The sequence below is a fragment of the Paenibacillus sp. FSL R5-0470 genome (assembly GCF_037975205.1).
Classification (GTDB): Bacteria; Bacillota; Bacilli; order Paenibacillales; family Paenibacillaceae; genus Paenibacillus_AQ.
The window spans coordinates 1,347,563-1,368,193 of sequence record NZ_CP150238.1 but is presented as its reverse complement, the minus strand read 5'-3'; the positions used below and the strand labels follow the sequence as shown (position 1 = coordinate 1,368,193).

General features: G+C 43.0%; 18 protein-coding genes and 5 tRNA genes. 3 read left to right on the top strand and 20 right to left on the bottom strand.

What is annotated here, in order from left to right; all coding sequences use genetic code 11:
• Positions 1–7 precede the first annotated feature (7 nt).
• The 7 genes from MKY99_RS05980 to MKY99_RS05950 all read right to left on the bottom strand — a co-directional run bounded on the left by MKY99_RS05980 (position 8) and on the right by MKY99_RS05950 (position 5,666).
• The gene (locus MKY99_RS05980) at positions 8–802 is read right to left on the bottom strand and encodes a type II secretion system F family protein (RefSeq protein ID WP_339271512.1); all 795 of its coding nucleotides are present in this window, start codon (positions 800–802) and stop codon (positions 8–10) included.
• Positions 803–833: 31 nt separating this feature from the next.
• Entirely contained in the window at positions 834–2,075 is a 1,242-nt protein-coding gene (locus tag MKY99_RS05975; RefSeq protein ID WP_339269281.1) for a CpaF family protein, read from the bottom strand.
• Entirely contained in the window at positions 2,068–3,231 is a 1,164-nt protein-coding gene (locus tag MKY99_RS05970; RefSeq protein WP_339269279.1) for a hypothetical protein, read from the bottom strand. Before MKY99_RS05970 ends, MKY99_RS05975 begins: the two co-directional genes overlap by 8 nt.
• Positions 3,232–3,418: 187 nt before the next feature.
• Positions 3,419–3,853 carry a DUF6526 family protein gene (locus MKY99_RS05965; protein WP_339269277.1) on the bottom strand — a complete coding sequence of 145 codons (435 nt, stop codon included), beginning with the start codon at positions 3,851–3,853 and terminating at the stop codon, positions 3,419–3,421.
• 36 nt (positions 3,854–3,889) lie between these two features.
• Positions 3,890–4,798 carry a copper amine oxidase N-terminal domain-containing protein gene (locus MKY99_RS05960; protein ID WP_339269275.1) on the bottom strand — a complete coding sequence of 303 codons (909 nt, stop codon included), beginning with the start codon at positions 4,796–4,798 and terminating at the stop codon, positions 3,890–3,892.
• Positions 4,799–4,874: 76 nt separating this feature from the next.
• Positions 4,875–5,294 carry a thiol-disulfide oxidoreductase DCC family protein gene (locus tag MKY99_RS05955; RefSeq protein WP_339269273.1) on the bottom strand — a complete coding sequence of 140 codons (420 nt, stop codon included), beginning with the start codon at positions 5,292–5,294 and terminating at the stop codon, positions 4,875–4,877.
• A gap of 93 nt (positions 5,295–5,387) precedes the next feature.
• Positions 5,388–5,666, bottom strand: coding sequence for a hypothetical protein (locus MKY99_RS05950; RefSeq protein ID WP_042124803.1), 279 nt, complete (start codon positions 5,664–5,666; stop codon positions 5,388–5,390).
• Between the two features lie 339 nt (positions 5,667–6,005).
• On the opposite strand from MKY99_RS05950, the gene MKY99_RS05945 reads away from it, so the two are divergent.
• A complete protein-coding gene (locus MKY99_RS05945) occupies positions 6,006–6,485 on the top strand; it encodes a glutathione peroxidase (RefSeq protein WP_042124801.1) in 480 nt (159 codons plus the stop codon).
• A gap of 174 nt (positions 6,486–6,659) precedes the next feature.
• On the opposite strand, the gene MKY99_RS05940 is transcribed toward MKY99_RS05945, so the two are convergent.
• Positions 6,660–6,742: transfer RNA gene (locus tag MKY99_RS05940), tRNA-Leu, on the bottom strand.
• Between the two features lie 83 nt (positions 6,743–6,825).
• Entirely contained in the window at positions 6,826–7,191 is a 366-nt protein-coding gene (locus MKY99_RS05935; protein ID WP_149645200.1) for a helix-turn-helix transcriptional regulator, read from the bottom strand.
• Positions 7,192–7,420: 229 nt separating this feature from the next.
• On the opposite strand from MKY99_RS05935, the gene MKY99_RS05930 reads away from it, so the two are divergent.
• Positions 7,421–8,044 (top strand): hypothetical protein, encoded by a 624-nt coding sequence (locus tag MKY99_RS05930; protein ID WP_339269271.1) that lies wholly within the window; start codon positions 7,421–7,423, stop codon positions 8,042–8,044.
• A gap of 75 nt (positions 8,045–8,119) precedes the next feature.
• Here the strand turns inward: MKY99_RS05930 and MKY99_RS05925 are convergent.
• From MKY99_RS05925 to MKY99_RS05880, 10 genes are all read right to left on the bottom strand, one after another.
• A tRNA-Leu gene (locus MKY99_RS05925) sits at positions 8,120–8,202 on the bottom strand.
• A gap of 6 nt (positions 8,203–8,208) precedes the next feature.
• Positions 8,209–8,280, bottom strand: a tRNA-Glu gene (locus tag MKY99_RS05920).
• A gap of 432 nt (positions 8,281–8,712) precedes the next feature.
• Entirely contained in the window at positions 8,713–9,165 is a 453-nt protein-coding gene (locus MKY99_RS05915) for a DinB family protein (protein WP_339269269.1), read from the bottom strand.
• A gap of 34 nt (positions 9,166–9,199) precedes the next feature.
• Positions 9,200–9,745, bottom strand: coding sequence for an O-acetyl-ADP-ribose deacetylase (locus tag MKY99_RS05910; RefSeq protein WP_339269267.1), 546 nt, complete (start codon positions 9,743–9,745; stop codon positions 9,200–9,202).
• 239 nt (positions 9,746–9,984) lie between these two features.
• Positions 9,985–10,590, bottom strand: coding sequence for a class I SAM-dependent methyltransferase (locus MKY99_RS05905; RefSeq protein ID WP_339269265.1), 606 nt, complete (start codon positions 10,588–10,590; stop codon positions 9,985–9,987).
• A gap of 51 nt (positions 10,591–10,641) precedes the next feature.
• On the bottom strand, positions 10,642–11,112 hold the full coding sequence (locus MKY99_RS05900) for a hypothetical protein (protein WP_339269263.1): 471 nt from the start codon (positions 11,110–11,112) through the stop codon (positions 10,642–10,644).
• A 278-nt stretch (positions 11,113–11,390) separates the two neighbouring features.
• Positions 11,391–11,624 (bottom strand): hypothetical protein, encoded by a 234-nt coding sequence (locus MKY99_RS05895; protein WP_339269262.1) that lies wholly within the window; start codon positions 11,622–11,624, stop codon positions 11,391–11,393.
• A gap of 203 nt (positions 11,625–11,827) precedes the next feature.
• Positions 11,828–11,916: transfer RNA gene (locus tag MKY99_RS05890), tRNA-Ser, on the bottom strand.
• Positions 11,917–11,923: 7 nt separating this feature from the next.
• Positions 11,924–11,999, bottom strand: a tRNA-Asn gene (locus MKY99_RS05885).
• Between the two features lie 154 nt (positions 12,000–12,153).
• A complete protein-coding gene (locus tag MKY99_RS05880) occupies positions 12,154–12,906 on the bottom strand; it encodes an MBL fold metallo-hydrolase (RefSeq protein WP_339269260.1) in 753 nt (250 codons plus the stop codon).
• A 126-nt stretch (positions 12,907–13,032) separates the two neighbouring features.
• Here MKY99_RS05880 and MKY99_RS05875 point away from each other — a divergent pair, with 126 nt between their 5' ends.
• Entirely contained in the window at positions 13,033–13,464 is a 432-nt protein-coding gene (locus MKY99_RS05875) for an Lrp/AsnC family transcriptional regulator (RefSeq protein ID WP_149645207.1), read from the top strand.
• Positions 13,465–13,664: 200 nt separating this feature from the next.
• Here the strand turns inward: MKY99_RS05875 and MKY99_RS05870 are convergent, their stop codons facing one another.
• The gene (locus MKY99_RS05870) at positions 13,665–20,486 is read right to left on the bottom strand and encodes an S-layer homology domain-containing protein (RefSeq protein WP_339269258.1); all 6,822 of its coding nucleotides are present in this window, start codon (positions 20,484–20,486) and stop codon (positions 13,665–13,667) included.
• Positions 20,487–20,631: the final 145 nt, after the last annotated feature.

The following is a 20,631-nucleotide window of genomic DNA, read 5'->3' as shown; positions in this document are numbered from 1 at the left end:
ATCCCCTTCACAGCGGAATGTCCATTATTTTAGTTGTCCAGAGATAACATAAAAACAAAGCTACTAATGCAAGCGTCGATATGGCTATACCCGCTCCTGTGTACATGGGCTGCATATAGTCTCCTGCAGTCAAACTCATAAAGATCACCATAATTAGTGGAGATATTAACAGCGCTTTCGCTTCGAATTTCTTCTGTGAAATGCTTACAGTAATATCTTGCTGAATATCCAGCTTCTCTCCAATAATCGTAGACGTACGGCGCACTACTTCTACCAGATCGCCGCCTGTACGTTTACATACAGTGAACACGTCAGCGAACCGCTCAATATCTTCCATTCCTGCTCTTTCACTGAAATCCCGAAGCGCTTCCTCCACTGGCTGACCGTATTCCATGCGTGTACAGATAATATTTAGCTCCGAGATCATATCGCCACCCCCCTCCGGGTCCAGCATACGTAAGTCTTGGACCGCTTCCCGGAAAGCATTCTCGACCGATCGCCCTGCTGAGAGTGAGGAAGACAATGAAAATAACGTCTGTTTAAACTGTAAATTAAGCATACTTCGGCGTCTTTTCAGCAAATAATTACGCAGCATACGAGGTGCATACAGCCCACCTGGCATAAGTAGTAACGACAGTATCCATTGATGATAAAAAAGATATCCCACTCCAAACAGCAGCAAACCACCTACTGCAATAGCCAGAGTTTTCTGTATCAAGGTCAACTCGTATACCGTATAATCCGGCAATAATGAATGGCCTCTGGAATCAGCTTTCTTAGGTTTTTCAGCAGCAAACTTAATCTTAAACACTACCTCTTCCCCCTTTTAGAATTCAGAATCCAGCCTGTGATAACGGATAGGAGGTTACACCAGCCATTCTAAGCTTTGCTGTATGCATAAGCGGGTTTGCGCAAGAAACCAGCCCTCCTTGTACCCGGCCCTCTCGTTCACCGGACTCTCGAAATTCATATAGAGGGTTCAAGACCACTTCTCCATCTTTCAGGCCTGCAACCTCACTAATCTCCATCACTCGCCTAGAACGATCACGGAGCCTGGATAAGTGTACGAATATATCAATCGCCGATGAGATCTGCTGACGAACAACCGTTACTGGCAGGTCCGCAGCACTTAACACCATCGTCTCCAGTCGACTGACCATATCGTGCGCGCTGTTACTATGCCCTGTGGATAAGCTTCCATCGTGTCCAGTGTTCATCGCCTGTAGCATATCGAGGCATTCCGCTCCCCGTACCTCACCCACAACAATTCGATTGGGTCTCATCCGCAGCGAAGAACGAATCAAATCTCGAATGGAAATCTCCCCTTTACCTTCCGTATTCGCGTTCCTAGTCTCCAGGGAAACAAGATTTGGCACCGTTACAATCTGTAGCTCAGCAGAATCTTCTATTGTGATGACCCTCTCCTGTGAAGGGATAAACTGAGATAACGCATTTAGAAAGGTGGTCTTCCCCGAGCCCGTTCCCCCGCTTATAAAAATGTTGTATTTAGCAGCTACTAAGATTTGCAGTAGCTCTGCTGCTTCCTGACTTAAAGCTTCACGACTTACCAATTCATTCATCGTCATCGGCTTCTCCGGGAATTTACGTATGGTCATCGCTGGTCCCTTCAGTGAGACTGGCGGAAGTACAATATTCACACGGGATCCATCCTTCAACCGGGCATCAACGATAGGAGAGGAGTCATTTACTACCCTGTTAACACCGGATACTACCGTTTGGATAATGTCTTCCAGCCTGCTGCTGGACTCAAATTCCAAAGGAAGACGACGAATCTGACCCTCCTCTTCTATAAAAATCTCAGTATGACTATTGATCATAATCTCCGTGATCGCCGGATTATCCACTAATGGCTGAAGCACATCCAATCCTCGGAAGGAGTCAAATAGTCTCTTAACTAACTCATGCTTCTCCTGTGCTGTTAAGTAACGGAGGCTTTCACTTTCTAGAATCGTTCGTTCGATAAACCCAGTAAGTTCACGGTTTCCTACTGCAGAAGTCACATCAAGCCCTGCACGAATCTCACTACGCAGCGCCCTGAACATCTCCTCATTCATGGATATTCTTCCCTGTAAAAACTAATGGGAGTGCTGGCTCTACAATCCGCTTGCACAACTGCATGATCTCCTGCTGAAATTGTGGAGAGTTCAAAAAGAGCTCCTCACGGTGTTGCAGCGTCCATGATGGGATAAAGGGACATACACCTTCAATGATAATTCCTTCAGGAGGCACCCACTCTTCCAAACGATCCACTGCAAAATTCACTACAAATTTACTCTTGTCCATCACATGGGGGGACATGCCAGAGTTAGGAGCGGAGCAATGCGACAGCCATCTCATAGTCTTATACATGCTTACATCATCATTTTTCAGGACCCAAAGTAGAATCCCACTTCGCTGCAGCACAGCTTTCGCACGCTCTTCCTCGATGCTGCCGGTGTCCACAATAACAACATCAAAGTTTCTCTCCGCAACCAGCCGCTCTAACAAATCCAGCGTATCTTGCAAAGTCATCTGCAGCATTTCCTTCACATTAATAACTGGTCTGAAAGCAGCAGTTCGGAGGTGATCATATCTAATGAAGTATTGTCCTAATTCAATCGTATCCGCTTCATCCTTGTCTCGATTAGCCTTTATTTCATATAGCAGCCGCTCTAGTCCAGCCGTATGACCTGTTGGGATTCTGAGAAACAACCCACTGCTGTCTACACTCTCAAGGTTCAGATAAAACACCGAAAGGCCCATTTCACCAAGCTGCTTCGCCATATTCAATGCTATCGTTGTTTTGCCCATGTTGCCGCTAGCAGAGACAACCCCCAGTAACAGCGTTTCATCTAGCACAGAAGATCCTCTACCTCTCTGAACTTCACATAACTGGAGAAATGCTCCCAGGAGGGAAGGAAGCGCCTGATATTTGGCAATCATCACTCCCCCTCCCAGACTCTTAACACTCTTACCGAGATAACCTCCATCCTCACTCAAAACTGCCCATGGAACCGTGCTTTTCCCCTCTACTAGCCAAGCCTCAATATAAGAAGAGTCCCCCACAACAGCATCCGGGATGTCTTCTCCCCTCATAAATTCGATAAAAGCATCCATTCGGCTAAAAGCCGTAATACGCAGCATTTCTCCGTACTCACTGTGATGAAGATAGTGCAATAATGGTTCGATATATTGACTTTCACGCACTGCGAGCACAATCCTTGCCGCCATGAAACCACGCTCCTTTCGATAAGAAGAAATCCATTATTTCCTCAAAAAAAGACAGCAAAAAAAGCACCGACAATAACCGTGGATACGGTAATTGAACGGTGCTTCCGTTACTATTCCTTTAATTTACAGCTATAGTAGCATATATATAAGAAGGCAGCAATAAGTTTTTTCGCACACTAGCTGGATACTATACTCTCATCTTATCTTCGCGCCAGTTTTTAATGGCAGACCGAATATCGGCAGGAATGAGCTTCTCCTTCACCGCCCGTTGACACAGTGTAGGAAACTCATCATCACCCGCATAACGTAGCGCTATAATTTGGGCTATTTCAAGCTCTGGGCTCAGAGCTTCGCCTGTCAGACGGAAATAGCGAAACTGCTCTTCCACTCTCACCACGCGGTCCTGATTTTTTGTCGCATATATTCTAATTCTTGTAATCGCAAAAAGTAAGCATAAGGACATCCCGAATAACAGCAGTGGCACCGTTAAAGCACCATCATCACGTATCTCTTGAACAGCATAAATCGCCGACCACACAAACAAAATTAGCGCAAGCGGCATCGTCACAAAATGAAAAGGCCAATCAAAACGCATAAATCCCTTGGGCTTCCCTTTATTCATAATTCATCTCCATATTTTATATGACTTGTATAGCGCTTAAAGCTTGGTCTCGCCGGGAATAGCCACGATAAAGGGCTTGTTGTTCTCCCAGTTCAGCGACTTCCCTGATACTTTAGTCGTTCCATCCGCATTAACGATTCCGCAAATAATCTGACTTCCCCATACACTCGTATAATAATAGGCATAGGATGGGGCTAAAACAGGGGTTTTACCATATTCCTTCGCAATGGGGTGTCCGAATATCGCGGTAAAATCTTTTTTATCAGCCTCTTTCGAATTGTCCAGATCTGCTTCCCATACGACTGTTCTAATGTTGTCTTTAATCTCATAATACGATACAAAATGCCCATAGATTATGAAATATCCATCAGATCTGCCTTCAGGAAAATAATACGATATAGACAACGATTCATTATCACCCGTTAATTGGGACGGTTCTCTTTCTTCAACCGGGAATTGTAAAGCAGCAATGCGGGAAACTACCAAGTCCCTACTATTATAATTCTGCACAAGCTTCGCATTTGCACGTTCCTGAACCCAGATAGTATTCGTAGTAGCATCTACCGTTACTCTTGCTCCAAGAGCTTCCGCAATAAATCTCAGCGGCACCGTAACTCTTCCATCCATGATGCTAGCAGGTGCATCCAGTTGTACAGATTCGGAGTTCTTCCACGCCGTTCGAGAACCCACAGCAAGCTTAATCTTCACGGAGTCTCTAACGATCGTTACTTGCTTTGTACGGGCTTCCCACTGAATAGAAGTATTCTTGAAGCTCTCAAAAGCCTTCAGCGGAACCATCGTCTGTCCAGAGACGATTTGCACGCCGTAATTCACGTTCGAATTATTCACCATTACCTTGAGCTTAGCATCTGCGGATACCGTTCCCATCGTACCTAAAGAAGCTAGCATAACTATTAATAGATAAAGTCCTGCCTTTCGCAACATCTCCCTTCACCCCTCGCTAAACGTCCTTAACTATACCAAATTATGGTTACATTATAACATCTAGCCAAATCCCGGATTACATAAATCTTTGTTTGATCTCCGGTGTTGGGAGCAGACATTGCTCATCGCGCCCGAACCAACGGTAACGATTCCTTGCAACATAGCGGTAAAGGATGTTCCGTATTGGGCGCGGCACTACAATAAAGAAATACGCAGCAGGCCAAGGCCATCTCAATCTACGTGCAATCCGCAGTACAGCAGCCGACTCTGTATAATACACACCGTTCTCCAGCAATACAACTGTGTTCAACTGCCCAGGTTGAAGTCCAGCCTCACTCATTAGCTTAGCGGCAATTTCACTTTGTAAAGGGGCGAATAGAAATTTAGCCTTGGGATCACGCGGGATGATGAAACGAATCAAACCTTGGCAAAGATGACACACCCCATCAATCAACACAATGGACTTATTTGGCATAATGTTCAGCTCCTCGTTCATAGCTCCCCCTCCCTATAAAGATAAGTGTATCGCATATTTTGGGTAAACAAAAACGCGGGATAGAATCCCGCGCCAACATGTACCGTTCTTTAATTATTCAGCAATTGCCTTTTCAATCCATTGATCACCGATCATTTGTCCTTCGAAATCAGCAGTGAATGCCTCCATGCATTTACAGATGAAATCTTTGCGGCAAATTGGACATGGAGTTTTAAGCAGGCGGCTGATGTTCGTCATTTTCCATTCCGGAAACCGATTATAAAACGCACGGCACTCCGTTCCATCAGCAAGCTTGATAATGAACTCGTACAATCCTTCCTTATCGTTGCTGCTGGCTTTGGTCACATTCGTAATATTCGGTCTGTAAGACATCTTCATCACCCATTATTTAAATTTTTGGTTGTAAATTGCACACGCAACATATTCTCAGATACTTAGACATATTAAAGAATTTTAAGAGTGATGTCAACCAAAGACGCCTAACACGGAGGCTATTTATTGCTCTTTTCTGATCAACGCCTTTATTCAGTCATTATTTCCATAAAATATATACAGATACATTTAATTTATGATCATTCATTTTGCTGTGATTTGATATACCGAATGGGCGTTAATGGTTCATAGAATTTTCTTATTTGGCTCACCCTCATTAATAGTGTACAATTAAATTGCGATAAATTAAAATTAGGAATTACAAAGGAGGTGGCATCCATGAGTATTTATGATTTTGAGGTCAACACTCTTCGGGGTGCAGAAGAATCATTGTCCAAGTACAAAGGTAAAGTACTCCTTGTTGTGAATACAGCTAGCAAATGTGGGTTTACACCTCAGTATAAAGGGCTTCAGGAGGTGTACGAGAAATTTAAGGATCGTGGATTCGAAGTACTTGGTTTCCCAAGCAATCAGTTTGCTGGCCAAGAGCCTGGCGAAAGCGATGAAATTGCAGAATACTGCGAGATTAACTATGGGGTAACTTTCCCAATGTTCGAGAAGATTGATGTAAAAGGCGATGAAGCACACCCATTATTCAAATACTTATCGAAGGAAGCTCCTGGTGTTCTAGGCTCAAAAAGTGTGAAATGGAACTTCACCAAGTTCCTGGTGGATCAAGAAGGCCGTGTCCTTAAGCGTTTTGCTCCTAAAACTACTCCTCAGCAGATCGAATCCTATATCTCCAAGCTTCTGAAATAATCCATTCAATATGAAATTTTAAAAAAGGATACTGGCCACATCACTCAGCCCACTAGGTGATATGCGGTCAGTATCTTTTTGTCTTTAATCAATATACGAACATACAGCTTTCCGATTGCTCGTTAAGCATAAAAAAGAAGCCTTGCATCGCAAGGCTCCTTTCGTCATTCTGTATGCGGTAGAGAGGACTCGAACCTCCACGGGTATACACCCACTACCCCCTCAAGATAGCGTGTCTGCCATTCCACCACTACCGCGCGGTGAGATAAAACATAAAACTTTGTTTGAGGTCAACATTCATTATTATAAATGTACTTCCCCGAAATGTAAAGGCGTTGATTTAAGAATTTTCGTCGGCCCATTTCTGCTTACGATATTCAGTGAATGCTAGGTATTCTTTAATGAATTCCTTTTCCTCTGGAAGCAATTCATTCGTTCGATCTTCATTCAACTTCGCTTCTCCGAAATCATAGTCCTCATTGCTCTCTTTCAATATTTCAGATGTATTTCTACCTAAAATAAGCCAGTCCAGACTTACATGAAAAAAAGCGCCGATCTCAATTAATTTATGTGTTCCCGGAGTAGATTTGCCCCGCTTCCAATCTCCCATATTACCTGTGCTTATATTTAACTGCTCGCAGAATGATTTCTTGGTGAGACCTTTTTGCTTAATTAAGTACTCTATACGTTCGTATATGGTCTGCATCCGTAAACCGCCCTTCACAAAAAAATAAAAAAGACTTATTTAAGTAATTAACTATTGCAAAATAACGCAAAAAAGTATATAATTGGTGTTACTATGTATTATCCGATTATATCATATGGCTAGAGTGACGATAAGAGGCGACTCAGGTGACAAGTGTCTGATGTAATGCCGTCTGACCCCCTTAATTAACATGTCATCCCGAAGGATCTCTAGGAGGGAGCGGTGACTTTTGTCAAAATGCTTATCATCTTCCATTATCCATTCACTTGAATATCTGCCGCACAATGCAGTGGTCATCAACAGCCAAGGAGTTATCCAGTTCACCAACAGGAAGTGGAAAGCATTTAGTCATGAATATGGCCTCTCCCCTCACAAACAATGGATTGGAGCTTATTATTCGGAGCTTCTGCAAGATGTGATCATCGATTCCGATCAATGGGCCAAGCTTTATGATTCGGTGAAAATTATACTCCGCAGAGAGCAACAGATTTATACCTCTGAGTTCATCATACAAACCGCCTATAAAGGGACGCGAATCTTTCGATTGGAAATCTATCCGCTGCTCTCTGATTATTACCTAGAAGCTGCTTTTATAATTTCTCTATATGATTTGGGTGTATTTATAGAAGGAACTAAGATGTCGGGGATCACAAGCATCTGTTCGACATGTCAGCCAACACAAGAGTTAATCCCCATCTGCGCTTCCTGCAAATCCATTCGAAATTCTAAGGATGAATGGATCAACATTGAACTTTTTTTAAAACATCAGCTTTCTCTGCAATTCACCCATGATATTTGCCCAGACTGTGTCAGACAGCTCTATCCCCAATATGCAAGAGCCTTCAAGAACTAATCAACTTGTCTAACCCTATAAAAAAAAGTAAGAAAACCTCTGCGAAGCAAAGGATTTCTTACTTTTTTATTTGTATGCGGTAGAGAGGACTCGAACCTCCACGGGTATACACCCACTACCCCCTCAAGATAGCGTGTCTGCCATTCCACCACTACCGCATAATATGACCCGTATGGGATTCGAACCCATGTTACCTCCGTGAAAGGGAGGTGTCTTAACCCCTTGACCAACGGGCCTTAGCAAGGTTGTCTAACGTGACAACAAAAATTATGATACCAGAAATAATAAGACATGGCAAGCACTTTTTTTCCACGCCACTTCAGCCTGTAGCATTCTTCGATTCTTCAATCATCTCTATATCCCAATCACGTCTAATCCTTGCCTTGATCTCCTCATATTGTTCCCTGGAGTCGCTGTGTATCTCATGAACATAAAGAAGCTTCCTTATAGGACCATGAACCTCGTAACGAATAGAAAAATTCACGCCGCAAGACCGTTATAATAAGACATATCTCCTTGATGTGTAAACGAAAGTATAGCTGTCTGTGTAAGAACAAGAGATATTAAGGAGGCTGCTAGATTGGATATAACATTTGTCTCATGGGTACATACAAAAAAACTTATTCCCAACAAACCGATAAACGGAAGGAGAATAAGCTGTAAGCTGTTCATTTTTTCCCTTTTAATTCTTTAATCTGCATCATATGGTGTCGGTCATGCGTTATAAAATCCTTTAAATAGGATTCAAGGTAAAACCTTCCGTCAACATATTTTCCCGAGTATTTCCCCTCTTCAAGGCTACTTATACAATCTAATAGTAAGTTACGATACTTCATAGTCAATTCTATTAATTCATCTTTGGTTTTTGTCTTACCATATGTAACAGCATCATTATTGAATTGATCGAAATCAATAAGTTGAAGTGTTATCGCTTTATCACATGCTATCGGTTCTATCGTCGATTCATAGAAGTATTTATCCCATAAAATAATATGACTAACAACATCATGAATTGTCCATTTTCCTTCAGCGATGGGTGTTTTCCAATCTAAATCAATGATTTCTAGAACAAATCCATTCCATTCCTTAAACTGATTTAGCAAGTCTGATCGGTTATTCATGGGCACATCTCCTTTTTTTATCATTATAAAAATTCTAACACAATCTCTTTAATTCATTCCTATATAGTTCATAGTTCACTTCATCGAAACATATAAAGACAATCTTATTTATTTCCGACTTATTATTTATTATATATTTTGACACTTCATCTATAGCTATGCTACAAGCAAGATCTTTCGGAAATTTATATATTCCCGTACTTATATTAGGTATCGCGATACTTGTTACTTCATTAGATTCAGCTAATATTAATAAATTTTTATAGCAATTCCTTAATTTTTCTTCTTCGTTATTCTTCCCACTATTCCAAACAGGACCAACGGTATGAATTACAAATTTACATTTCAGATTTCCTCCTGTTGTTATTACCGCTTCTCCAACCTCACAACCTCCCCTTTTGTTGCGAATTTTCATGCAATCCTCTAATATCGCTTTTCCGCCAGCTCTATGGATAGCTCCATCTACTCCGCCTCCACCCATCAAGCTTGTGTTTGCTGCATTAACGATAGCATCAACATCTAATTTAGTTATATCTCCTCGAATCAACTGAATCATTGAGCTATTTATAATTAAATCCATCTCGAATCCCCCCAAAGTATTTGTTGCGAACAAGCATCAAGTGCTGACTGACGTTCAAGCGGCTTGAATCACCCTAGGAAACAGTCGCTAGCATTAGACTCGCGGGGTTGTCCACCTGGCTAACTCTTCTTCGAACCTTTACCTTCTATCGAACCAACACCTCGTGGTCCACAGCGTGAACGTATTGTTCGCAGATATCTAGCTTTTTCGGAGCTACTAATATGTTCTTCAGCATCCAGCTATTTTTTATATATGTAATCGATAAATCCTTGTCGTATCCATTCACCTTCAAACTTTCTTTCCAGTACTCGATCTTCTTTGTATATTAACTGCAAATCATCAAACATAGAATCTGCTTCATGATAATCATAATAAGAGTGTATTACTAATTCATCATCTTCCATTTGTTTAAACTGATTATCCCCCAAATCAACTCCATCGCCGACTCTAAAATCCTTTAGGGTTAAAAAATTTACAAATAATAATCCATTAGGTTTTAGAACTCGTTTCATTTCATTTATCGCTTTTTTCACATCTTGTTTTCTCATATGAAAAATAGAGTTATATGAATACACAAAACTCATCGACTCAGCACTTATCGCCAACTGTCTCATGTCGCCTTGTTGTATATTTAGATTCTGTCCTCTTTCAGTTGCGAACTGATTAGCTCTTTCAATTTGTTCGACATTCATCTCAATTCCGTTTGTACTGTATCCATAATTCGCAAACAAACTTAATGGAGGTGAATCCCCTCCCGCCCCACAATCTAATATTGTTTTCTCCATACCACTTTCATTGCATAATGCCAAAAATCTGTACAAGGGTATTTGCTTAAACAGTTCCATGTTGATTCCACTCCTTTGACTTATATGGTTTTCCGTCTTACTTAATATAAACTAATATATTATTAAATGTTTTTTATAGATTGTTAATACAAATTCTTTCTCTACAAAACCATCATCATATCCTTCTATTGGTAGGCCATTATGTAACGGTGAATTTATAAAATCTTCTAAAACTTCTCTTTTATCTCCCGTATATTGAATCGAGCAAGCAAATGGTAGTTCTTTGTTTACATCTGATATTAAGTTGAATCTCAACTGGCTAGCCATTAGATCAAACCACAGGTAAAAGATCATACCATTAGCTGAATTTGATCTATAAATCTGTTCTTGTCTATTTTCAATTACTTTATTTATAAAATTTTCGAAATCATCAATTAAATTTTCTTTCACCAAGTCAGGTTGAATTGTAATTCTCCACATATTTGTCTCAATTTCTTTTTGAATATCAGATTCTGATGCTCCAATGTATATTTGGTCTGTAATTATTTCTGCTAGATTTTTAAAGTACTCATCTTTGTTCATGTAACGTACTCCTTATATTCACGAGTTCTCATCAATTAGATCCCATCTTGGCAAACACAGAGCAATAGCAACGAGCAGAAATGCTATAATGTCTCTTTAATAACTTTCTCGTACTCATCCCATTTAAAATAAAAAGGCCCAACATCAATAGCTTTATTGCTGGGTTCCAGTTTGAAATCTCTCCATATGATAAGATCCTCTTCTTTCTCAATAAATACCGATATAAAACCACACTCTTCATCTCCACACCAAGGGCAGACTAATATGGGATATCTGTATTACAAATATTCGTGCATTTGGTTTAATAAAAAATAGTTAATTATTTTTCTTTGGTGCTCTTCACTGCCCCACCCGAGGGACGGAACCATATCATGCCTTTTCAGCATTTGATAAAGAGACCTGCCATCTATTATTATGTCAGCAAATTTGGTGTTTTTATTTCCTGCTTGATCCGGATCAAAGCTATCATATCTACTTGAAGGTTTAGTTTGTAATTGATTTATAGTTTTCATATTCCCTCCATTATGAATGCTGAGTTAGCCGATATATCTGACTTTTTGAGACTGATTCAGTAAACATTCGCCTTTTTCACTCTATTCACCTTCCAAAATATAGAATATAATCACTGATAATTCAAATTTAGCCACCGAAAAAATAATTTTACGTAACAAAAAAAGAGCCCCCATAATGGAAGCTCTTCTTATGTAATTCAGAACGGAGAGAGTGGGATTCGAACCCACGCACCGCTTACGCAGTCTAACCCCTTAGCAGAGGGTCCCCTTATAGCCACTTGGGTATCTCTCCATAAAAATGGCTCCCCGAACAGGACTCGAACCTGTGACAACTCGATTAACAGTCGAGTGCTCTACCAACTGAGCTATCAGGGAACATTAGAAGTAAATTAGAAGTGAACATGAATTAATTTATCATGATTTCAAGGTCTAGTCAAGCAGGTAAAATAATTTTTGTGATCGTTTTCAAATTCATGCATTATTTCTGCCATTAGCTAGATTTAAGAGGGGATCACTCCCCCCCTTTAGTTTATACGTAACACCATTCCCCGTCTTGCGAAAGCTGTACTCGATCCTGTAGCTCCTCCTTCTCCAAGTGAGCTCTTAGCTTATCCCTGGTAACAAGGCAATGGTTGATGGCGTCCATGTGTACAGCGATCACCTTAGTAGAAGAAGCATATTCGCATAAGTCTACGACATCCTGCTCATTCATTGTGATATGACCTCCAGTTAAAAACTGCGCTCCACCAGCATTAACGATCGTCACCTCAGGTTTAAAGGCATCGAGTGCAATCTTCACCTCATCACCCCAAATCGTGTCGCCTGCCAAATACACAACTGGTTCGTTTTCCGCCTGAAAGACAAACCCGGATACCTTCCCCATCAGCTTACCAATCTCTCCGGTTCCATGCTGTCCACCAGTACGTGTTATAGTTACTCCTTGGAATGTCAGCTTATCGGTGATTTCCGAGACGTTCTCAAATCCCTGCTCTACTAGGGTATCCCTGTCCCCCTCCTGACAAAATAACGGGAGATTATGCGGCAGCAAGGAAACGGCAGCGGCATCCCAATGATCTGGATGAAGATGCGTGACTATTATTGCATTAGGATTCAGCCATTTGTCTACTGATCCCGGTAACGATACAAGCGGATTCCGACGGTCATTTTCCGTATTAAAAATGGGAGGATTAGCGCCCTGCTCACTCAACATAGGATCAATAAGAAATGTACTTCCCCCATACTCCATCCATAGGGTCGCGTTGCGAATATGCTGTATTTTCATCGTAAGCCCTTCTTTCTTTCAGATATCTTCTGCTACAATTAATTATAGTTGGACCTTGAAACAGAATACATTGAGATTGGAAAGAGATTGGCCTGTTCTACTTTCACGCAGAAAGGATTTTAAATAATGACGAGTTCTTATTCCATAGATGATGTGGATTTTCGCATCTTACAGCTTCTAATTGATGATTCCACGATCAGTCACAGAGACATTGGGCAGCAAGTGCATATGACAGGCCAAGCAGTGGGTGCACGTATTCGCAAAATGCAGGACACCGGAGTGATTGAAGGCTACACCGTCCGCTGGAATCCAGATAAAGTTGGTGAGGCGATCAATGCCTTTATAACGGTCTTTCTAGGTTCGAATACGGTACATCCAGCCTTTCAAACATTCGCAAAGCAGCATGACAGCGTAAAAGAAATGCATCGCGTCAGTGGAGAAGGCTGCTATTGGATACGTGTTCGTACGGGAAGCCAAGAGGATTTGAATAACTTTCTCGACGAGCTGCTAAAGTTCGGAAATTACAGAGTCAATTTGTCGATGGGGAAGCTTAAATAAGGCTGTATCGCCTATGAGGCCGCTATCGGAGCCAGTTGACCTTTTACGCAGCATAATTGAATATTTGGCATACTAACGGACCCTCTAGTCGCTATTGGCATGAAAATAACCAAATATGTTCTGGCAGACAGCCTTCGTCCAAAAAACGCAGAGCAGCTATTCTCCAATTACTGGAGAATAGCTGCTCTTTTAGTAGAAATTTAATTCAATAATCCGGCAGCTTTAAGTAATCTTGCTAGGATCACGGCTGCCTCTGCACGGCTAGTATCACTGCCAGGCGCAAAGCTATCTGCCGATTGGCCTTTCATGATTCCTTTTGCTGTTAAGACATTCACAGCTTCTTTAGCCCAAGAAGAAATAGCAGATGAATCTGTAAATGCATTTGTCGCAGGGTTAGCTCCCAATTCTCCTGCTCCAAGGTTTAACAGCATCAGTGCCCTAGCTGCCATAACAGCTATTTGCTCCCGTGTAATAGGGGCGTTCGGACGGAAGGTTCCATCCTCATAGCCTTGAACCAGTCCTAAGGCTGCCGCAGCTTTGGCGTCTGCAGCATACCATGATAAATCAGACACATCACTGAAGGTCTTCGTTGTGTTCGCAGCGGCTAGGCCTAAAGAGCGAATTAGCATAGCTGCGAACTCAGCACGACTAACGGAATTCTGAGGTGCAAAGTTATCTGTGGATTGTCCGGTCAAGATCAGTCGACTGGCAAGCGTTTCGATCTCGTTCTTTGCCCAGTGTGAAGAAATATCTCCAAAAGTTACAGGATGTTGTGCAACGACGAATATCCCGCTAGCACTGCTGCTCTTAACAGTAACCTTGGTCATCCCACCTACGATCTCGAATAATGCAGGTACATAACGGAAGGAACCCGTCTGCTCATCGTAAATAAGGACTACTCCCGTTTTTGCAACCAGTGCTCCCTCCATCATAAATGTACGATCTACATACGTAGTGCCGAACCCATTAGCAGGTACAGTGTTTTTGCCATCTGTGACCTTTAAGGTGACACTTGCCGGAGTTCCTTGCACATTAAAACCTTGCTGCTTAGCCTTGGCAAGCAGTTGTTCCAATCCTTTTCCGCTTAGCGGATTTAGTTGGAACTCTAAAGTGCCTGCCGGCATTTGTGCCGCTTTCAGCACGCTCTCCACGAGTCCTAACGGGAAGCGATAGCTCATATCGCCACTGGCAATGACAAGCACCGCATTCGGGCTAAGTGCTGCTGCATTGCGTAGAGCTTCTGCGCTAAAGCGAGCTATACCATCTCCGTTAGCTGAAATCTCGATAAGAGCTTGCCCAGCAGTCGCCTTAGCTTTTAGCTGAGCATCATGATTAGCAGCTGGTGTTGGCGTTGGTGTAGCGACAGGTGTAACAGGATTTACTGACCCCGCCGGATCAGGAGTACTCGTTGGTTCAGTCGGATCCACAGGATCCGTCCCACCATTAGGTAACACCACCTCAACTGTATACACCCTCTTATCGTTGCCAACAGTTACCGTGAAGTCTGTGCTTCCCGCTTTAACTCCATGAATACTGTTGTTTGTAAAAGTAGCAATGTCACTGCTCATAAAATTAAGTGTAGCTTGTGTAGTAATATCCGCTCCTTCTTTGTCCAACACCTGAAGAATAGCTGACTTTCCTTGTTCTAGTACAACAGGTCCGCTCTGTCCATCTGCTAGCTTGATGGAGAAAGGTTTAACAGCTGTGGCTATCCCTTGGTTCTGTTCAATGATGCTAAATTCAGGAGATGCATTGGACAGGAGGTTCATCCGTTCACCACGAATAATCAAGTTGTCGACGAGCAGGTTACCTTTCAGATTTTTCGTTACTTCTATACCGCTCGTACCTGCACCGTCTAATACATTATTCGTCAGAACAACTCCATCAATCGTCGTGAGGGCACTTCCCTCCAGATTACCGTGGGCAATCAGGCCAGAATAGGTGCTGTCGAGCGCCATATTGTTACGGATGAGTACTTTTCCTTTTAGGTTGCTCTCACCAGCGTACAGCCATAACGCACCGAGGTTTACCCCGTAGCCCGAATCATAACTACCTGTGCGAAGCAATGTATTCCGCTCAACGATAGTCGTTCCTTGGAACGGCTCTGCGGAGAAACGGGTAGATACAGCAATCCCGGCTCCATTAGTTACAGTGTCTTTTACCACGTTATCTTGAACTTTGTTATCTTTACCACCGAAGACCACAATGTTATCGGCCAACCATGGCAGTGAGACGTTATTAAAACGTGCCGTATTGTTATAACTAAAAGTCCGTTCCGCGCCATTCACTTCATTCAATTTGGCATCTGTGAACGACCACATCGCAATACCATCATCCCCTGGATAGCGGATGTCACTTTGTTCCATCATGCTGTTGCCAGTGCCTACAGCAAAGTTAATTCCATCCGCCATCAGATTGCGGATTCGAAGACCTGCCATATACAGACCATTCGTGCGAGCCTTCTCACCAATAGGTTGTGTTAACCACAAGCCTGCTTTGGTATGTTCAATCCATACGTTCTGAATGACCGAGCCTTGACCAAAAGCACCATGGAAAGCATTCGTGAATGCCTCATCATCCCGTACATTAATACCACCTTCAATCAATAGATCGTATACGCCAACCTTACCGCCGTGACCGTAAAATTTGGCGCCATTCAGTACCGTATACCACATGCCTGCTCCACGGATTTCGGCTGTATCCAGATCCAGCAGACCCTCTCCGACATTAAAGGTACCTACCGGGAACCAAACCCCTTTCCCTGTTGCCTTCGCTTCGGCAAGCGCTGCCTTAAAGGCTGCGGTATCATCTCCCTCATCATTGGCTACTGCTCCAAAATCCGTTACAGAAATAAAGCCGTCAGGGCGAGTCAACTCAGGGGCTACCTGCTCCATATCCACCAAGTCGATGACGTATGAAGTCGCTTGGTCTCCTGTTCCCTTCTCTAAACGAATGGTTGCTCCGGCAGGAGCATCGCCAATCAGAGCATGAATTTCATCAAAGAAGCGATGTCCACTACCTTGACGAGGATCATTTGACCATGGGTAGCTGCCATATTCCCAAGCATATTTTGAAGTCAAATTAAGCTGTTTCTTAACTCCATCTACATATAGAGTCAATGTTTCTTCAGCACCAGCACCATCCGAGCTGTCCGGAATGGAATAGCGCAGAACAATAGAATTAGCTGCTTCTGCAAGCTTGAACTCTATATAGTCCCCAGTATTCTTCAAGGCGATGGCTTGTCGTCCAGAAGCCTCAGAAGCCATAGTGCGATATTTCCGCGAAGGACCGATTAGTGTTCCGTTAGTCACTGCATCCTCAGCTTCATAGCTAATATAAGGAACTGTTGCCCCACGGTAAACTTTGTTCACGCTATTTTTTACTGTCAGGCTATCAATACTTACTTTATTCCAATCGATATTGTCGTTGCTTAGAGAAACGCTGTTGATTCCTGCACGCAGCTGCAGCTTCACCTGTACAGTCTTCCAAGAGGAAGTCTTGACCACGTTAACTTTATCTGATTCCTTCAGGCCGTTCACCTCAAGCAACAGATCTGTTACATCACTGGAAGTATTCTTGTAACGAACAACGGCATCATATTCACCGGCTTGCTGGGCATTGACTGCAAACCGTATAACATGATCTCCTTGGAATGCTTCTTCTCCTGTATAAATTGCATCTGTAGGGATAGGCAGGAAGCTCCAAAGAGTGCTATCGGTTCCCACAGCAGAACCAAGTTGAACAGCTGATGCGTCGTGAGTAAGATAGGCTGTTTTATCCGCACTTAGCAGGAGCTTGTAGCCTAACTTCTCTTCCAGCGTCCACTGGGAACGTTCTGTTTCCCCAGAAGCTAACAAGACGGCTTGGTCTGCTTCATTTAAAGAAAGATATTGTTTGGTCTGAACATTCATTATGCGTTTACGTCCATTTACATCCTGGACGATCCATTGGGAGTGAGCCGCCTTGTCGGAGGCTTCTGCATATACGAGTGCCCCTTCTTGTTCAGCCAATACTTTACCAGTCAGCCCTTTCGGCACGATCGTTATAATGTTGGTATCATTCTGAACTGGAGTTGTTGTATTGTTATTGCGCAGTTCTCCAGACGGAGTAGTAAACTCCTGCTGAGCCGCTTCAAGTGTCCATTGAGCTAAGCCGTCACTCTCTAGTAGGAGCGCACGTTCAGCATATCCTGTCTTATTCGCAATGTTTATTAATTCATCGTCGTATTCTCCATAGAGACTACGAATGGTGTAGTGCGTATAATCGGAAGCCAAGCTTACTTCCCAAGCAGATGCTCCGTCTATAGCCGGTTCCGCGCTACTGCTCTCCAAGTATGAATAATCTCCATTCAATGTTAAATAATGGCCTGTTGCTCGATTGATAATCGTTTGTTTGCCGTCCTGCAGAGATATATTCCAATGCGAGAATCCATTCTCTGCTGACGGCTGCCCGTACAGAACAACTCCGTGTTCATTCTCGTATAAATACTCCCCGCTGCTTGCATTCTTAAATCTTACAGGGTAAGCAGGGATAGGTGGCGCAATCGCTTCAACGGCTTCTGCGGCAAAATGAGCACTGTTTCTATCCGCTGCGTCGGGAGCCTTACTGATCTTTATAATCGGATTCCCATTCTCATCGGAAGCCCCATACATATAGTGGCCAGCCCATCCACTCTTGAAAGTATTCAAACCTGAAGGCTGCATATCCACAATCCACTTAATGCTGCCCCATACATCATAGACAGTTTGCAGTGTCTGAACGGCAACATTAGGCTCAACCTCATCTACTGCACCACCTATATGCTCCAGGGAGAGATAACGTCCAGTACCTTTATTTTTAATCTTCACAGATCCATTGCTGCCAGCTATTTCTTGCAGCTGCCAGACAAAGGCATCGTCATTCATATCAAGTGAACCATAAGTAGCCTGGCCTACTGTTACATCCTCGTTCGCAGCGGCTAGAGGGGTCATTTTTGCGTCAGCGGTTGCAGATTCCGACTTATCCTGCGGCACCACTACTTCAGTGGCCTGCGAATCATAGACAGCTTCGGTGACAGTCTTAGATTCTAGCAATTTCTCTAGTACATCTGGAGAAGTCAGCAAAGGACCGTCCTTAAGATATTGATCTTCACCATTTACAGCGTCTAGCTTAAAGCGGAACAAGTCCTGCTTTTTCTCGGTGACAGGAACAAATCTCCACTGCGGACTGCCCCAACCTGGATTGATCACACCATACTCGGCGTATTTAGTGAGATTTTGAAGTGAAATGAACTTCTCAGGGAATTTATTTGGTTCCTTGTCGAGAACACTGCTGATTACGTATGTGTTGTCGCCAATATTTTTACCTGTCCAGATAAATTCCCGCTCCACATTATTCCTGTCTGGAAGCTCAGTGACCTGGATATGGCCATCTGGCATATTCATTGTGTTAATGTAGTGGCCTGTTTTCTTGTTCTTGAATAACTTACGGCCATTATATTTCTCAATCAGCCATTGATCGGAGCCATCCTTTTGCATATTTCCATATTTCAAGAGACCATCAGCAGATTCATACCAATAAAAAGACTTCCAGCCATTTTGAATACGATAATATGGAATGGTGCCATCTGTTGGTGTGTTAGGGTCTAGAAGCTGCCACTGGGCGCTTAATGAAGTCGCATCCCCACTTGCTCCAGCACTGTCTCCACCCAAGGTAGATAGATAGATGCCTTTGCTCTCAACATTTTCTAGTGTCAGATAATCATCATAATCATCAGAATCTTTAAAATTCCATTGATCCGATGGTTGGCTTCCGCTGATCTGCTCAGCCTTGGCTGTGCCATCACTATACGAAAGGTAATGATTAGTTGCTGCATTACGGATACGTTTATTACCGTCATAATCCTCTATATACCATAGATAATCGGATGAATCAGCAGTATCTGGAGCAATTAATCCGTGCTTAAGTGCACCGTTTGCGGATTCATACAAGAAATCTGTAGCTACTTGTGCATCTGTATAAGTTGCCAAGCGTACCGGCTGCAACTCGGAAATAGGGACAACTGTCCACTGGGCATTATGACTGGTTGCTTCACCCGGCCAGCTGTTAGAGCGCACGTTGTTATCTTCCTCAAACTGAGGATTCAGCCATAAAGGTTTAACTCCGTCGGTTAATCCTTTATTACTTAAGGTAATAAAACCCGCTCCATCCGCGCCTGGTGCATCTTCTTTCACCCATTCACTTAGCATCACCTTGTCCGGATCGATTTCTTGCGAAAAGACTCCAGCCCAAGTCACTTCATTTTGCTTAATATAATGACCCGTCTCACGGTTTCGAATCATCAGTGTTCCGTCGTCCGTTCCCGGCTCAAGAAACCACTGGGCAGCCTCATTCTTCAAAGGCTGTTTACCGTAAAGTACATTTCCTTTCTCCTCATACATCACCTGACCGGGACGCATCCGGCTTTCCAACCGTACAGGTACTGTTCCTGCGTTAGGATCGATAAAAGCCCACTGCGGACTCTCAAACGTAATATTGATATCCGAGCTTACTTGCGCATAACCAAGCTGATTCTCCTCGTGGATAACCAGCTTACTCTCAGGCACGCTCGCGCTTCGGATGATCATGTATCCGTTTCTATTGGAAGTATCGATCAACCATTGATCCGTAACACTCCCAGCTCCTTGGAGATCTGCCGCCTTAAGTGTATCCTCTTTGCCGTTGTTACCAGCCATTGTAATGTAGTGGCCCGTCTTCACATTCTTAATTCGTGACAGACCATTTACAGTCTCCACTGTCCAATGCGATGATGTGTCCGCTGGATTGGTCATGCCATAACGCACGATACCATCAGACGTTTCATATAAGAAATTATTTTTCCACTTATTCTTGATGAGTACTGTCCCTGATGGAATTAGCCCTGCGCCTGTTCCTCCAACCCCTTCTGCTCCTACGGAACCGCTACCGATTCCCATCACAGGCAAGCTTGAGAAAATCAGCAGCATCGCGAGCAGACCCGCCATCGCGGACCTGAATCTTTTCATAAATGTGCCCCCTCTACCTAATATGGACTTCCCTTCCATCTTAAGTTGGCAACGCTTACAAAACGATGTGTGATTTTATCCAGAAAAAGGTGTATTTGTACGTATCTCCCGAAAGGTCTGAGCGCTACTGAAAATTGACAAATCT

Coding starts and splice junctions, on each gene's coding strand:
- MKY99_RS05970 (WP_339269279.1), bottom strand. CDS start 3,231: ATGGCGGCAAGGATTGTGCTCGCAGTGCGTGAAAGTCAATATATCGAA.
- MKY99_RS05905 (WP_339269265.1), bottom strand. CDS start 10,590: ATGGAACTGTTTAAGCAAATACCCTTGTACAGATTTTTGGCATTATGC.
- MKY99_RS05950 (WP_042124803.1), bottom strand. CDS start 5,666: ATGTCTTACAGACCGAATATTACGAATGTGACCAAAGCCAGCAGCAAC.
- MKY99_RS05960 (WP_339269275.1), bottom strand. CDS start 4,798: ATGTTGCGAAAGGCAGGACTTTATCTATTAATAGTTATGCTAGCTTCT.
- MKY99_RS05910 (WP_339269267.1), bottom strand. CDS start 9,745: ATGGATTTAATTATAAATAGCTCAATGATTCAGTTGATTCGAGGAGAT.
- MKY99_RS05880 (WP_339269260.1), bottom strand. CDS start 12,906: ATGAAAATACAGCATATTCGCAACGCGACCCTATGGATGGAGTATGGG.
- MKY99_RS05975 (WP_339269281.1), bottom strand. CDS start 2,075: ATGAATGAGGAGATGTTCAGGGCGCTGCGTAGTGAGATTCGTGCAGGG.
- MKY99_RS05965 (WP_339269277.1), bottom strand. CDS start 3,853: ATGAATAAAGGGAAGCCCAAGGGATTTATGCGTTTTGATTGGCCTTTT.
- MKY99_RS05945 (WP_042124801.1), top strand. CDS start 6,006: ATGAGTATTTATGATTTTGAGGTCAACACTCTTCGGGGTGCAGAAGAA.
- MKY99_RS05895 (WP_339269262.1), bottom strand. CDS start 11,624: ATGAAAACTATAAATCAATTACAAACTAAACCTTCAAGTAGATATGAT.
- MKY99_RS05935 (WP_149645200.1), bottom strand. CDS start 7,191: ATGCAGACCATATACGAACGTATAGAGTACTTAATTAAGCAAAAAGGT.
- MKY99_RS05955 (WP_339269273.1), bottom strand. CDS start 5,294: ATGAACGAGGAGCTGAACATTATGCCAAATAAGTCCATTGTGTTGATT.
- MKY99_RS05875 (WP_149645207.1), top strand. CDS start 13,033: ATGACGAGTTCTTATTCCATAGATGATGTGGATTTTCGCATCTTACAG.
- MKY99_RS05915 (WP_339269269.1), bottom strand. CDS start 9,165: ATGAATAACCGATCAGACTTGCTAAATCAGTTTAAGGAATGGAATGGA.
- MKY99_RS05870 (WP_339269258.1), bottom strand. CDS start 20,486: ATGAAAAGATTCAGGTCCGCGATGGCGGGTCTGCTCGCGATGCTGCTG.
- MKY99_RS05900 (WP_339269263.1), bottom strand. CDS start 11,112: ATGAACAAAGATGAGTACTTTAAAAATCTAGCAGAAATAATTACAGAC.